Raw genomic sequence first — 13,565 nt, 5'->3', positions numbered from 1 at the left:
ACTGTGGATCGCGCGGAACGGCAGCTCCTGCAAAATACCACCGATAGCGGACGTCAGCAGACGGCCCAAAACCGGGGCGCTCATTGTCTTGCGCTGAAAGTCGGCAGCAAGGCGCGTTGCCGCCAGGCGGCATGGGGCTGACAACGAATAGGCAGTGTCCAGGTGAGCGATTGCAAAAAGCGGCCCCATCCGACCCGCGGTGACGGGACGTGCTCCACGGATCGAAATCTACTAACCCGTTGTTATGATGGGCATCGTCGGCTTCGGCGAGGATGTCATCAAGGACGTCATGGACGCCGTCATCCCTGCGACGAATGCGCGTGCGTAATGAACCGCTCCCTTGCTATCTTCCAAAGACGAGCCCAGAATCTCACGCGCGCTGGGAGCAGGACTAGGCAATCGTTGTCGTCAGCATCGGGGACGAAGTTTTCCGATTTATCCCCTAAAGCGATACGGGGGCCAGCGAAAGCCCCCTCGAAGCCTTGGTTCTTCGGATGAGCACAACGAACTGGAGGGATAGGACTCGTGATCATCAAGATTAAAGGGATCCACAAGGTCAAGCGGCGCCTGGCAGATGGTTCGGTCAGGGTCTATCACTACGCTTGGCGTGGCGGCCCGCAAATGACGGCAAAACCTCATACCGAGGCATTCGTCGCCGAGCACGTACGACTAAGGGCGGGAGAGAAGGCTGCGAACAGGAAGGTCGACACGATCGAGACCTTGATCGAGTATTTCACCGGACCAGAGCGTGCTCGCAATCGCGATTTCCTAGCACTTGCCGAAACCACCCAGACAGACCACCTCTATGCCTTCAAGCTGATCCAGAAAGAGTGGCCCAGACTGCCGGTCGAGCTGACACAAGGGAAGGGCATGAAGGCCGAAATCAGGCGGTGGCACCGCAGCTTCTCTGCCAATCCACGTAAGGCGGACAAGCTTCTTTTTTCCCTCTCAAAGGTGTTCTCTTACGCGATCGCCGACGAGCTGATCGACAAAAATCCCTGCACCGGCATCACCCGGCTCTACGAGGGATCCAGAAAAGAATTCCTTTGGTCGACCGAACAGATCGCAATCGTGCGCGAGAAATTGGAGGCGCATCTGCTTTTGCCCTTCGAGATCGCGCTGGCCACCGGACAGCGTCAGGGCGATATCCTTGCCATGACCTGGAAGCAGTGGGATGGCAAATATCTGATGTTCCAGCAGTCAAAGACTGGGAAGAAGCTCAAGGTTCTGGCCAACGCCCGCCTCAAGGCCCTACTGGATCCCCTGCCTAAGGACAAGATGAGGGTCTGCCTCAACTCTCGCGGGCGTCCGTGGACCAAGGATGGTTTCAAGACGTCGTGGGGCAAGGCAATAGGCTCCGAAGCGATCAAGATCGAAGGTGTCACATATCACGATCTGCGCGGCACCTTCATCTGCGATCGAGCCAGAGAAGGCTCCAGCATCGAGGACATTGCGCGTATCTCCGGGCACTCGATGGCCGAGATCAAATCGGTGCTCGAAAAGCACTATCTGGCGACAGATCAGGGTCTCTCAGATGCAGTTATTGACCGCATGGGAAAGAACCCATGAGGAACAAATCTGTAAACGGCTCTGTAAACGGGCTAAAAATTGGGTATTGCGCTAAAGGTTAAGCCATTGAAAAGATTGGCGATCCCGACAGGATTCGAACCTGTGACCATCGGCTTAGAAGGCCGGTGCTCTATCCAGCTGAGCTACGGGACCGCTGGCCGGCTCGGAGCCGGTAAGATGTCTGCGCTGGCGCCCGCCCGGGCTTTGCCGGTCAATGCGTCCAGGGCGTCCTGCGGTCATAGCGGAAATTTTCCGCATAGGAAATCTGGCGGCGCTTGGGCTCTTTCGGCTCCTCGACGCGGTAGGCGAGCCCTTCCTTCTCGGCATAGGCCACGGCCTCTTCACGCGTGTCGAAGGTCAGCTTGATCTGGCTCCTCATGTCGCCGGAAGTGGTGTAGCCCATCAGCGGGTCGATTTTCTTGCGCATCTCGGGATCGAATTCCAGCACCCAATGGCCGGTCTTGGCCGTGCCGGACTGCATCGCGGTTTTGGCTGGACTGAAAATGCGCGCGGACATGACCACCTCATTGCTGTGCAAGGCAGCCTGGCCGCCTCTTCGCCCGTCATTACTGCGCAATGCTGACGGCGGCAAGGTTTTTGCACTTGCCGGTTTTTCGCACTTGCCATGCAACACTGAAATGAATAGGCAACAGACCGTTCGGAGTGTAGCGCAGCCTGGTAGCGCATCTGGTTTGGGACCAGAGGGTCGGGAGTTCGAATCTCTCCACTCCGACCACCTTTCACAGAACAGGCAATCGAGGGCCGTTGGCGCCTGCGAATGGCAATGTGTCGGGTGCAGAATGGGGCTGTCGGCAATCTCCGCGCGCGCCCAGTGGTCTTTGCTGCTGCATGTCACGGTCGCAACAAAAAGCCGCGGACGGCAAAGTTGCCTGCTCCACCGCATCGACTATTGTGAGCCGGAACACGACACGGTGCGGGGCAACAGATGCCCATCGGACATCGACGGTCTCCGCTAAAGCCTCACGGAGGAACCATGAGCGACAGTTGGACACCCACCCGTCTCGGCGCAGGGCGGCATTCAGCATGACGACGGAAACCGCCACGGGCGGCACGGAGACAAAATTCAGACAGCCGCCAGCCGGAACCGGGATCGCGGTCGATCTCGATGGAGTGACCATAGATTTCGCATTGGCGGCCGGGCGTAGCTTCCAGGCGGTCGCCCGCGCCGATCTGAAAGTCGGCGACCAGGAATTCGTGGCGATCATTGGGCCGACGGGCTGCGGCAAGTCAACGCTGCTGAATGCCGGCGCAGGGCTTCTCGAGCCTTCGGCAGGCAGCGTCCGTGTGTTCGGCGCCCCGCTTCGCGGTCTCAACAGACAGGCTGGCTACCTCTTCCAGCAGGATGCATTGATGCCCTGGAAGACCGCTCTGGACAATGTGGCCATCGGGCTGGAAGTGGCAGGCGTGCCCTCTTCCGAAGCAAAGGAACGCGCGCGAGCATGGCTCGGACGCGTCGGCCTGGCTGCTTTCTGCGAGCGCTACCCTCACATGCTTTCAGGCGGCCAGAAAAAGCGCGTTGCTCTTGCGCAGGTGCTGATCCGCGACCCCAAGATCATCCTCATGGACGAACCCTTCGGACCGCTCGACGCACAGACGCGGCTGATCATGGGCGGCCTTTTGCTCAAGCTGTGGTCGGACGACCGCAAGGCGGTGATGTTCGTCACCCACGACCTCGAAGAAGCGATCGCGCTGGCTGATCGCGTGGTGGTGATGTCAGCCGGTCCCTCGGCACGCATCATCGGCGACTTTCCAATCCCGCTGGCGCGTCCACGCGATATTTCGGAAATCAGGCTGGAACCGCGCTTCCAGGAATTGCATCGCGACATCTGGCACATGCTGAAGAAGGAAGTGCTCAAGGCTTACGGCGAGATTGAAGAAGGAGCGATCCGATGAAAAGGACGACGCTGCTTTTCGCACAGCTAACCGTGGCCGTCATCGTCATCGCGCTCTGGCAGGCAGCGTCGACGACGCACCTGATCGGCGATCCGAACAATATTTCCTTCTTCTTCTCGACCCCGTTGGCGGTGGCAGGCCAGATATGGAAGTGGTTTGCCACCGGGACGATCTGGCATCATCTGTGGATCACGCTGTGGGAGTCCATGCTGGCCTTCGCCATCGGCTCGCTGGCAGCGATCGCGATCGGCTTCTGGTTTGCCCGCAAGCCAAGACTTGCGGCCGTCTTCGATCCCTATGTAAAGGCGGCCAATGCGCTTCCCCGCGTCGTGTTGGCGCCGATCTTCACGCTTTGGTTTGGCCTCGGCATCTGGTCCAAGGTTGCCTTGGGCGTGACGCTGGTTTTCTTCATCGTCTTCTTCAATGTCTACCAGGGCGTGAGGGAGGTGAACACGACAGTGCTGGCCAATGCCCGAATGCTCGGCATGAACGAACGGCAATTGCTGCGCCACGTCTATATGCCATCGGCATTGTCCTGGGTGTTTTCATCGCTCCATATCTCCGTCGGATTTGCCGTGGTCGGCGCCGTGGTCGGCGAATATCTCGGTGCGGCCGGGGGACTAGGCTATCTGATACAGCAGGCCGAAGGCGTGTTCGACGTGGCGGGCGTCTTTGCCGGAATGTTCGTCCTCGCCGCTTTTGTGCTCTTGATCGACTGGATCGTCACGCTGGTCGAAAAAAGGTTGCTTGTCTGGCGGCCTGAATTCTCGAAACCAGCCGATAGGCCCCAATTCCGCTCAAGGAGGAGATCATGAGGATCATTTCGAAACTGGCGGCCGCCGCCGTCGTATTGCTCGCGGCGGCCACAGACGCGGGGGCCGCCGAAAAGGTCACCATTTCGATCGGCGGAGCATCATGCCTCTGCTACATGCCGACCGTGCTCGCCAAACAGATCGGCGCTTACGAAAAAGCCGGTATCGATGCAGACCTCGTCGATTTCAAGGGCGGTTCTCAATCGCTGACCGCAGTATTGGGCGGCAGCGCGGATGTGGTGTCCGGCTATTTCGATCACACGGTGAAATTGGCCGCCAAGAACCAGCGCCTGCAATCCTTCGTCGTTTACGACCAGTTCCCGGGACTGGTCCTGGCGGTGGCGCCGGGCCAGACCGGCAAGATCAAGTCAGTGAAGGACCTTGCTGGCAAAAAGGTCGGCGTGACCGCTCCCGGTTCCTCGACCGACTTCTTCCTGAAGTTCCTTCTGCAGAAGAACGGCATCGACCCGACATCCGCCGCCGTGATCGGCGTTGGGCTGGGCGCTACCGCCGTCGCCGCCATGGAGCAAGGGCAGATCGACGCCGTGGTGACGCTCGATCCGGCCGTCACCGTGCTTCAGGCCAGGCATAAGGACCTGACCATCCTGGCGGACACGCGCACCCAGAAGGATACCGAGGCGGTATTCGGAGGCGACTATCCCGGCGGAGCGCTTTACACCCGGCCGGAATGGATGGCCGCGCATCCCCAAGCAACGCAGGGATTGACCAATGCCATGCTTGCCACGCTGGATTACATTCACTCCCACAGCGCCGAAGAGATCATGGCCCAGATCCCCGACAATCTGATCGGCAGCGACAAGGACGCCTATCTGGCCGCGTTGAAAAATGCGATCCCCATGTATTCGACCACCGGGCTCATGGATCCAAAAGGCGCGCAGGCCGTGCTCGACGTTTTCTCTCTCGGTTCGCCCGATGTGGCCAACGCCAAGATCGATATCACGCAGACGTACACGAACGACTATGTGAACAAGGCGAAGAAGGCCAACTGACGAGATCAACGTCAAGCAGCGGGCATATGGCTCGTTCGCCTTAGCCACGGAGTTCACCGAGCGCCGGCATTTCAGCGACTCGGTGGCCTCGTCGCCATTTTGGGTATCCGTCAATTGACGAATACCCGTTCTTCTCTCACCTAGCTTGGCATTGCGCGGGCAAGCCGAACGCGCAGCAATAGTGAGGGTGACTGAAGTCACATGAAGGTAAGCTCGCCGGGCGAGAACCCCAACCGCCCCACTCCCGGCGAGCCTACAACCTGATTTGGAACGCAATCAGGACCGGGGTCAGCCGGCAAGCTTGTATCGCAAGATCGGTGCCAGCTTTGTTTCCCGAAATGGGACGGTTAAAGGGACATGGAACCACCATTTGCTGGCCGGCCGACAATCGCGCCCTAAACCTCGAACTCGCCCTGCCCCTCGTCCATGGCGCTGACGGTTTCAGCCGCCAGCGCCCGGGTGATCGGCGTCTTGCGTTCGAGCGCGGCGCGGTCCAGCCGCTCCACCACGCGCATGGCCGTCGCCAGGGAGCGCTCGATGCGGCGCACCAGATATTGCACGACATGCGGCTCGACCTCGACCTGTCGGTCGGCGAACAGCTTGGTGATGACACCTGCCAGCAGGAGATCGTCGGGTTCGTGGATCTCGACGGTTGCCGCAGCCTTCAGCCGCGACGCCAGATCCGGCAGCGTGACGCCCCAGGCCGAGGGAAAGCGGCGCGCCGTCAAAAGCAAATGCGAGCCGCTGCCGCGTACCGCATTGATCAGATGAAACAGCCCCTGCTGGTCGACTGTGCCGGTATCGACGTCGTCGATCAGCGCCGGCCGGGCACCGAGATTTACAATGCTGTCGCCAACGCGGTGCGCGTCGACCTGAACGGCATCCGCCCGTGCCCGCCAGATCGAGGCCAGATGGGTCTTGCCGGAACCGGCCGGACCGGCGAGCACGACCACCGGCGAGGGCCAGTCCGGCCAGCGGTCGACCAGTGCCACTGCCTGGTTGTTGGTGCCGGAGACGACGAGTTCGTCTCGCGAATAGCCGGTGCCATGGCCGAGATCGAGCGGCAGCTGGCGCGGCGGGTCGGCCCTCTGGTCGCTCATGCCAGGCTCAGCCGCGCGACCCGGCCAGGCCGGATCATGGATTGATGCCTTTGCGACGATCGGCCGGCAATGGCGGCACGGCCTTGCCGTGACCCTTGTAGAGCGGCGATTCCAGATAACGCGCAATGGCAAAGCGCACCAGCACCGCGACCGCGGCCGATGCAGGCACCGCAATCAGCAGGCCGACGAAGCCAAACAGCGCGCCGAAGGCGAACAGTGCGAACATCAGCCACACCGGATGCAAGCCGACGCTTTTGCCGACCAGCCGCGGCTGCAAGATATTGCCCTCGATGAACTGGCCGATGAAGAACACCACCGCGACCGCGACGACCATGGTCCAGTCCGGCCAGAACTGGACGAAGGCAACGCCGACGGCCAGCACCAGCCCGGTCAGCGAACCGACATAGGGGATGAAGGAGATCAGCCCGGCGAACAGGCCGATGAGGATGCCGAAATTGAGACCGGTCAGCGTCAGGCCGGTGGCATACATGGCGCCCAGCACCAGGCACAGCGTGCCCTGCCCCCGCACGAAGCCGGCCGTTGCCGTGTTGATGTCCCTGGCGATGGCGCGCACCGTGGCGACATTGTCCCGCGGCACCCAGCTGTCGATCACCGCCACCATGCGGTCCCAGTCGAGCAGCATGTAGAAGGCGACCACCGGCGTCACCACGAACAGGCTGATCACCGAGACCAGCGCCACGCCCGAACTCCATATCGAGGTGAACACGGTTGTCAGCAGACCGAAGCCGGATGTCAGCAGTGAATTCAATCCGTCGCGCAGGCCATTGGCGTTGACGCCGAATTTCTGTTCCAGCCATTTTGGATCGAACGAGGTGATCAGGCTCTGCAGCCGCGTCAGGTACTCAGGCAATTTGCCGGCAAAATCGGCCATCTGCGTCGCCAGCACCGGGATGAGGATGACAAAGGCCAGCACCAGCACGACAAGGAAGGTGATGAGGATGACCACCGTTGCCATGAAACGGCTGAGGCCGAGTCGCTGCAGCCGGTCGGCCACGGGATCGAGGAAATAGGCGAGCACCATGCCGGCCACGAAGGGCAAGAGGATGGCGCTGAAAACATAGAGGAAAAGCGCGAGCGCGGCGACGCCGGCAAGCCAGAAGAAGATCTGCCGGCGGAATCCGGCGGATGGATCATCCCCGGCTGCCGCCGGCGCGCTCGCCGCAGCTTCTTTGTCAGGTGCCCGGGGTGGAGCCTTCGCCATAGCCGCTCATATGCCTCAGCCAAGCCACGAGATAGGCTGCGGCCGAAGCCACGGTCAAGACCCCGGACAGCATTATGAGGGCGGGACGAAGTGGATCGAGATGGATCGAAAAAGCAAGCTCACCCAGTACCAGCGCCGCCAGTACAATCTGGATGGCGGTGTTGACCTTGGAGACGAGGAGCGGCTTCATCTCGACGGGATGGGCCATCACGGTGGACAACAGCACCGCGCAAATGATCAGCGCGTCGCGCGACACCATGGTGACGACCAGCCACAGCGGCAATTGCCCGATGAAGCCCAGGACGACGAACACGGAAACCAGGAGCAGCTTGTCGGCCACCGGATCGAGATAGGCGCCGAGCTTGGAATGCTGGTTGAACCGGCGGGCGATGAAGCCGTCGACGCCGTCCGAGATGCCGGCAACGAGGAACCCGGCAAAGGCCCAATCCCAGCGCGCCTGGAGCATGGCCAGCACCACGGCAGGCACCAGGACAAGGCGCATGATTGTGATCAGGTTGGGGATGGTCAAGCGCATGTCCCGTCGCTTCGGTCTGAACGATAGATGATGGAGATGGGGGATGGACGCAAGAGAGAAGCTGCCGAGCTTCCCCTGGTGGGGAGCGGCAGTTTCAGCGCCGTTTTCCTTGCGGACCGAAACCGTTCATGCGAAGAGCCGCAAAGGAAACAGCGACAAGCCAGATATGAAGCGCGATACAGTCAAGCGTAAGAACGGGCTCACCTATGCCGAGGCTGGCGTCGACATCGATGCCGGCAATCTCATGGTCGAGAAGATCAAACCGCTGGTCAAGGCGACGCGCCGGCCGGGCGCCGATGGCGAGATCGGCGGTTTCGGCGGCTTGTTCGACCTCAAGGCCGCCGGCTTTACCGACCCGGTGCTGGTCGCGGCAAATGACGGCGTCGGCACCAAGCTGAAGATCGCCATCGACGCCGGCAAGCACGACACGATCGGCATCGACCTCGTCGCCATGTGCGTCAACGACATCGTCGTGCAGGGTGCCGAACCGCTGTTCTTCCTCGACTATTTCGCCACTGGCAAGCTCGATCCGGACCAGGGTGCGGCGATCGTCGGCGGCATCGCCGCGGGCTGCCGGCAGGCCGGCTGCGCGCTGATCGGCGGCGAGACGGCGGAAATGCCGGGCATGTATCACGGCAAGGACTATGACCTTGCCGGTTTTGCCGTGGGCGCGGCCGAGCGCGGCCAGCTTCTGCCCACCGACGACATCGTCGAGGGCGACGTGCTGCTGGGGCTGGGTTCGTCGGGCCTGCATTCGAACGGCTTTTCGCTGGTGCGCCGCATCGTTGCGACCAGCGGCCTGGCATGGACCGATCCGGCTCCCTTCAATGACGAGGCCACATTGGCCGAGGCGCTGCTCGAGCCGACCCGGATCTATGTGAAATCGATCCTGAAGGCGATCCGCAACACGCACGGCATCAAGGCGCTGGCCCATATCACCGGCGGCGGCTTCCCCGAAAACATTCCGCGCGTTCTGCCGAAGGAGTTCTCGGCCGAGCTCGATCTCGACGCCATCGACGTGCCGCCTGTGTTCTCATGGCTGGCCAAAACCGGCGGTGTGGCGCCCGAAGAGATGATGCGCACCTTCAACTGCGGCATCGGCATGATCCTGGCGGTGGCGTCCGGCCAGGCGGCGCAGGTCGCTGCCGTCTTGCAGGAAGCCGGCGAGACGGTGACGCCGATCGGCCGGATCGTGCCGCGCCGCGACGCCGGCGTCATCTATCGGGGTTCGATCGGTCTATGAGTGCGCAGAAGAAACGCACTGTCGTTCTGATCTCGGGGCGCGGTTCCAACATGACGGCGCTGATCGCCGCCGCCAGCGACCCGGCTTTCCCCGCCGAAATCGTCGGCGTCATCTCCGACAAGGCGGATGCCGCCGGGCTCGGCATGGCGAGGGCGCGCGGCATCGCCACCCAGGTGATTTCCCGGGCCGACCATGCCAGCAAGCAGGCCCATGACGCCGCGATCGATGCGGCGCTCACGGCCTTCAATGCCGAGATCGTGGCACTGGCCGGCTACATGCGCATTTTGACCACCGGCCTCGTCCAGAAATGGCAGGGTCGTATGATCAACATCCACCCCGCTCTGCTGCCGGCCTTCAAGGGGCTCGATACGCATGCGCGCGCGCTGGTGGCGGGTATGCGTATCCATGGCTGCACGGTGCATTTCGTCACGTCCGAGATGGATGACGGCCCGATCATCGCACAGGCGGCGGTGCCGGTAATGGTCGGCGACAATGCCGACACACTTGCCGCACGAGTGCTGAAGGTGGAACACCAGCTCTATCCGCTGGCGCTGGGGCTGGTCGCCGAGGGCAAGGCCCGGATGGAAAAGGGCCGCACCGTGTTTGCCCGCTTCGCCGACGATGCCGACAATGCAACCTCGATGATCATTGCACCGAGCCCGCTGCGCGAGGAAATCGATTTCGAGCAATTGGCGCGGATCACGCCGTAGGCATTTTTGCAGTCATAATTTGATTGCAAACTTTGGCGCACCCGCCTATCTCATGCTTGCATGAACAGCAAGCATAGGCGCGTGCTCAAAGCGATATTCACCGATCCAGTTTCGGGCAGTATCGAATGGATTGCCGTCGAAACCTTGCTGGTCGCCGTTGGTTGCCAGGTGATCGAAGGAAGCGGCTCACGCGTGCGTTTTGTCTTTAAGAGCGAAGTCGAGACGTTCCACCGGCCACACCCTTCAAAGGAAGCAAAGCGATATCAAGTACGGGATGCTCGCCAATTCTTGTTGAGGATCGGAGTGAAGCCATGAATGCGATGACCTACAAGGGCTATTCGGCCCGTGTTGATTATGATGACGATGACGAGATTTTCTTCGGCCGTATTGCCGGTATTCGAGACGGCGTATCCTTCCATTCAGAAACTGTCGCGGGGCTAAAAGCCGCCTTCCATGAAGCCGTGGACGACTATGTCGAAACTTGCGCGAAAATCGGTAAGTCGCCGCAAAGACCTTATTCCGGCAATCTCATGTTGCGCGTTGACCCCTCGGTTCATTCAAAAGTCGCAATGGCAGCGGAAGTCGCAGGCAAGAGCCTGAACCAGTGGGGAGAAGAAGTCTTGCGCGAGGCCGCCGAAAAGCAAATTGCCTGAACCAGCAGCTGTCCTGCCTCCATCTGCATCCGCCATTCGACCGGGAGTATCGTGAAACAGTTGTTTGTGCTGCGCCACGCCAAGTCGAGTTGGGACGATCCCAACCTCCCCGATTTCGACCGGCCGCTCGCCGAACGCGGATTGAAGGCGGCCCAATTGATAGGGCGCGAACTCGCGACGCGCGGGTGGCTGCCGGACCAGGCGCTGGTATCGCCGGCGCTGCGCACCCGCGAGACCTGGCGGCTGGTGGACGCGGAGTTGCCAGCGCATCCACGAGTCGCGTTCTCCGAGGCGCTTTATGAAGCCTCGGCGACGGATATTCTGAGCCAGATTCGTCAAGCCGATCCGTCGAACGACAGCTTGCTGGTGGTCGGCCACAATCCCGGTCTGCAATATCTGGCGAAACAGCTTGCCGGGCCAGGGTCAGAGGCCAAGGCGCGCAGGAGGCTCGAAGGAAAATTTCCAACGGCAGCCTTTGCGCGCCTCGTTTTCCAGGGCGACTGGTCCAACCTGTCGTCCGCGCGGCTGACGCATTGCCTGCGTCTGAAGGATCTGCGCTAGAAATCCGGGGGTAAGCTGGCAGCCAAGGCCACTGCGTGTCCGGGACGTTAATTGCCCCAGATGCCTTGGCCGGGTTCGGGCCAGTCGGTAGTGGGCTTCGTCTTGGCATCGCCTGTCTCGTGGCCGGCCATGCCCGTATCCTTGAGCGCGCCGGTGACAAGGTGGTCCACGCCCGCCATCGGGGCGACGGGCTGGTTGGCATTGTCGGAGCCATAATGGTCGCTGCCGGCAAAGGCGCTGCCGGTCGCAACGAGGATGGCGGCGGTGGCGAGGGCGATCTTGTTCATTTCAATCTCCTGGATTCATCCGTTAGGCGGCGTCTTGGGAGGACGGTTCCGCTAAGGACAAGACCCCAGGCACTCCTGTTTTATTCCTGGGCTCGGATTGTTTTCTGCCGAGCTTGGAGGATTGGTCATGCGCAAAAAACAAGAGCGGCGGGCCAGGCCCACCGCTCTTTGTGGTCGAAGACTTACAGAATCAACGGCCCCAGATGCCCTGGCCAGACTGAGCCGGCACGTTGGCGTTCGCGTCGCCCTGCGCCTTTATGGACTTGGTGATCGAGCCGGTATGCGTGGTGTCGATGTTGGAGGTCGACTGGTTGGCAACCGGCTGGTTGACATTGTTGGAACCATAATTGTCGCTGCCGGCAAAGGCGCTGCCCGTGGCAATGAGAATGGCGGCGGCGGTAAGAGCGATCTTGGTCATTTCTTTACTCCTGAGTTCAAGGTGGTTGATGTCGGCACTCGCGATTAGCGGCCGAAAAGGTTGCGGTCGGCGCCCTGCGAAGCCGGGGCCTGGACGGTTCCGTTCGTCTTCGAGGTCGAAGCGGTGACGGAATGGTCGACAGCGGCGGCGGGCTGATTGGCGTTGGCCGAACCATAATTGTCGCTGCCGGCGAAAGCGGTGCCCGTGGCAACGAGGATGGCGGCGGCGGTAAGAGCGATCTTGGTCATTTTGGTTACTCCAGTATGTTTGTTCTGTCCGTCTAGTGGCGTGCCCTTGGGAGGATTTCGCGTCGCTCGGACCACCCCGAGATGGGTCTGCGGTGTTGTCGTTTCCAGTCACGAAAATGTGCCGGAAAAGCTGTGGGACGACCCTTGAAATTGAAACGACATCGCTGGCTGCCACAATTTTATCTTGTTGAACCAATGGCTTATTGAGAAAACTCCATTGAGCCCACCCGTTTGCGCAGAGCGTACGTTCACCGTTTGATGTACGGTCCGTCAACATAAATCGAACCGAACGGTTCGGTTTTATCTACGTAAGGCCCGCGCGAGTGGCCGCATCTGGGCGTTTGCTTGCGGCTGGGTCGACATTGTCGCTTGCAAACGGGCTGAAGGACGCGCCAAGAGGCGCGCCGCATTCTCCACGCGGAGGCTTCGCCTCCGGTCCCGGCAGGCTCAAGCTTTCAGTCATTTTGACGACTGGAGAAATGGAAAGCGGCGGGTTCTGGCCCGTCAAGAAGCGCCAAAGCCAAGGACGTCGCGCATACCGTATTGACCGGGCGGTCGCCCGGTCACCCAGAGGGCTGCGGCGATGGCGCCGCGGGCAAACATGACGCGGTCCTCGGCCGCATGCGACAGGGTGACGATCTCGCCCCCGGTGCAGAAGCTGACGCTGTGCTCGCCGACGATACTGCCGCCGCGCAGCATCGCGAAGCCGATCTCGCCGGCAGGCCGCGCACCGGTGACACCGTCGCGAACACGCCTCGCCATCGCATTGAGTTCGACGCCGCGTCCGTCGGCAATGGCTTGGCCGAGCATCAGGGCGGTGCCCGATGGCGCATCGATCTTGTGGCGGTGATGCGCCTCTAAAATCTCTGCATCCCAGTCCGCGGGACCGAGCGCTCTCGCCGCCTGCTCGACCAATCCGACCAGCATGTTGAGCCCAAGCGAAAAGCTCCCGGAGCGTACGATGACAACGGTTTTCGCGGCATCGGCGATGGCTGCCAATTCAGCGTCATCGAAACCGGTCGAGCCAATGACCATGGCAGGCCCGCGACGGCCGGCGCAGGCTCTCGCCAGATCGGCCGATGCCGCCGGCGTGGTGAAATCGACGACCACATCGGCCAGGTCGAGCGCCTCGTCGCGACTGACCAGGCCATCGCCGACGACGCCCGGTCGATGAAAGCGGGCAGTAAGCGCCAGCCGCGAGTCGGCCTGCACGGCGTCCGCCATCTGGCGCCCCATGCGGCCGAGCGCACCGGCAATTGCGATCCTGACTGGCGCCATCGCCG

At 61.4% G+C, this 13,565-nt stretch carries 17 protein-coding genes and 2 tRNA genes; 10 read left to right on the top strand and 9 right to left on the bottom strand.

The window, feature by feature from the left end:
- Positions 1 to 525: 525 nt before the first annotated feature.
- Complete coding sequence (locus FJ951_RS14345; protein WP_140515485.1) at positions 526 to 1,569, top strand: tyrosine-type recombinase/integrase; 1,044 nt, start codon at positions 526 to 528, stop codon at positions 1,567 to 1,569.
- Between the two features lie 76 nt (positions 1,570 to 1,645).
- Here FJ951_RS14345 and FJ951_RS14340 read toward each other — a convergent pair.
- Positions 1,646 to 1,722, bottom strand: a tRNA-Arg gene (locus FJ951_RS14340).
- A 58-nt stretch (positions 1,723 to 1,780) separates the two neighbouring features.
- Positions 1,781 to 2,086, bottom strand: a complete 306-nt coding sequence (locus FJ951_RS14335) for an ETC complex I subunit (protein ID WP_140494338.1) — start codon at positions 2,084 to 2,086, stop codon at positions 1,781 to 1,783.
- Positions 2,087 to 2,228: 142 nt separating this feature from the next.
- Here FJ951_RS14335 and FJ951_RS14330 point away from each other — a divergent pair.
- From FJ951_RS14330 to FJ951_RS14315, 4 genes are all read left to right on the top strand, one after another.
- Positions 2,229 to 2,305 (top strand) — tRNA-Pro (locus FJ951_RS14330).
- A gap of 308 nt (positions 2,306 to 2,613) precedes the next feature.
- On the top strand, positions 2,614 to 3,483 hold the full coding sequence (locus FJ951_RS14325; RefSeq protein WP_140494340.1) for an ABC transporter ATP-binding protein: 870 nt from the start codon (positions 2,614 to 2,616) through the stop codon (positions 3,481 to 3,483).
- Positions 3,480 to 4,298, top strand: a complete 819-nt coding sequence (locus FJ951_RS14320) for an ABC transporter permease (protein ID WP_140515484.1) — start codon at positions 3,480 to 3,482, stop codon at positions 4,296 to 4,298. The genes FJ951_RS14325 and FJ951_RS14320 overlap by 4 nt, the downstream gene beginning before the upstream one ends.
- Positions 4,295 to 5,305: an ABC transporter substrate-binding protein gene (locus tag FJ951_RS14315; RefSeq protein WP_140515483.1), complete on the top strand. Its 1,011-nt coding sequence runs from the start codon at positions 4,295 to 4,297 to the stop codon at positions 5,303 to 5,305. The genes FJ951_RS14320 and FJ951_RS14315 overlap by 4 nt, the downstream gene beginning before the upstream one ends.
- Positions 5,306 to 5,700: 395 nt before the next feature.
- Here FJ951_RS14315 and hdaA read toward each other — a convergent pair whose 3' ends face one another.
- Genes hdaA through FJ951_RS14300 form a run of 3 tightly spaced genes read right to left on the bottom strand, consistent with a single transcriptional unit; the run spans position 5,701 to position 8,156 of the window.
- Positions 5,701 to 6,405, bottom strand: a complete 705-nt coding sequence (gene hdaA, locus FJ951_RS14310; RefSeq protein WP_140515482.1) for a DnaA regulatory inactivator HdaA — start codon at positions 6,403 to 6,405, stop codon at positions 5,701 to 5,703.
- A gap of 34 nt (positions 6,406 to 6,439) precedes the next feature.
- A complete protein-coding gene (locus FJ951_RS14305) occupies positions 6,440 to 7,627 on the bottom strand; it encodes an AI-2E family transporter (RefSeq protein WP_140494346.1) in 1,188 nt (395 codons plus the stop codon).
- Positions 7,599 to 8,156, bottom strand: a complete 558-nt coding sequence (locus tag FJ951_RS14300; protein ID WP_140495033.1) for a CDP-alcohol phosphatidyltransferase family protein — start codon at positions 8,154 to 8,156, stop codon at positions 7,599 to 7,601. The genes FJ951_RS14305 and FJ951_RS14300 overlap by 29 nt, the downstream gene beginning before the upstream one ends.
- Positions 8,157 to 8,328: 172 nt before the next feature.
- On the opposite strand from FJ951_RS14300, the gene purM reads away from it, so the two are divergent.
- The 5 genes from purM (at position 8,329) to FJ951_RS14275 (ending at position 11,329) form a co-directional block, all read left to right on the top strand.
- Positions 8,329 to 9,405, top strand: coding sequence for a phosphoribosylformylglycinamidine cyclo-ligase (gene purM / locus FJ951_RS14295; RefSeq protein ID WP_140494348.1), 1,077 nt, complete (start codon positions 8,329 to 8,331; stop codon positions 9,403 to 9,405).
- A complete protein-coding gene (purN, locus tag FJ951_RS14290; protein WP_140515481.1) occupies positions 9,402 to 10,115 on the top strand; it encodes a phosphoribosylglycinamide formyltransferase in 714 nt (237 codons plus the stop codon). The genes purM and purN overlap by 4 nt, the downstream gene beginning before the upstream one ends.
- Before the next feature lie 81 nt (positions 10,116 to 10,196).
- Complete coding sequence (locus tag FJ951_RS14285; RefSeq protein ID WP_246671726.1) at positions 10,197 to 10,430, top strand: type II toxin-antitoxin system HicA family toxin; 234 nt, start codon at positions 10,197 to 10,199, stop codon at positions 10,428 to 10,430.
- On the top strand, positions 10,427 to 10,768 hold the full coding sequence (locus tag FJ951_RS14280; RefSeq protein WP_140515479.1) for a type II toxin-antitoxin system HicB family antitoxin: 342 nt from the start codon (positions 10,427 to 10,429) through the stop codon (positions 10,766 to 10,768). The genes FJ951_RS14285 and FJ951_RS14280 overlap by 4 nt, the downstream gene beginning before the upstream one ends.
- Positions 10,769 to 10,819: 51 nt before the next feature.
- The gene (locus FJ951_RS14275) at positions 10,820 to 11,329 is read left to right on the top strand and encodes a histidine phosphatase family protein (RefSeq protein ID WP_140515478.1); all 510 of its coding nucleotides are present in this window, start codon (positions 10,820 to 10,822) and stop codon (positions 11,327 to 11,329) included.
- Between the two features lie 47 nt (positions 11,330 to 11,376).
- Here FJ951_RS14275 and FJ951_RS14270 read toward each other — a convergent pair whose 3' ends face one another.
- The 4 genes from FJ951_RS14270 to dapB all read right to left on the bottom strand — a co-directional run bounded on the left by FJ951_RS14270 (position 11,377) and on the right by dapB (position 13,560).
- Complete coding sequence (locus tag FJ951_RS14270) at positions 11,377 to 11,616, bottom strand: DUF680 domain-containing protein (protein WP_140494357.1); 240 nt, start codon at positions 11,614 to 11,616, stop codon at positions 11,377 to 11,379.
- Positions 11,617 to 11,806: 190 nt separating this feature from the next.
- Positions 11,807 to 12,034 (bottom strand): DUF680 domain-containing protein, encoded by a 228-nt coding sequence (locus FJ951_RS14265; protein WP_140494359.1) that lies wholly within the window; start codon positions 12,032 to 12,034, stop codon positions 11,807 to 11,809.
- Between the two features lie 44 nt (positions 12,035 to 12,078).
- Positions 12,079 to 12,282, bottom strand: coding sequence for a DUF680 domain-containing protein (locus tag FJ951_RS14260; RefSeq protein WP_140515477.1), 204 nt, complete (start codon positions 12,280 to 12,282; stop codon positions 12,079 to 12,081).
- Positions 12,283 to 12,786: 504 nt separating this feature from the next.
- Positions 12,787 to 13,560, bottom strand: a complete 774-nt coding sequence (gene dapB / locus FJ951_RS14255) for a 4-hydroxy-tetrahydrodipicolinate reductase (protein WP_140515476.1) — start codon at positions 13,558 to 13,560, stop codon at positions 12,787 to 12,789.
- Positions 13,561 to 13,565: the final 5 nt, after the last annotated feature.

This window comes from Mesorhizobium sp. B2-2-3, assembly GCF_006442405.1.
In the GTDB taxonomy this organism is placed as follows: domain Bacteria; phylum Pseudomonadota; class Alphaproteobacteria; order Rhizobiales; family Rhizobiaceae; genus Mesorhizobium.
This window is presented reverse-complemented; position numbering and strand designations above follow the sequence as displayed.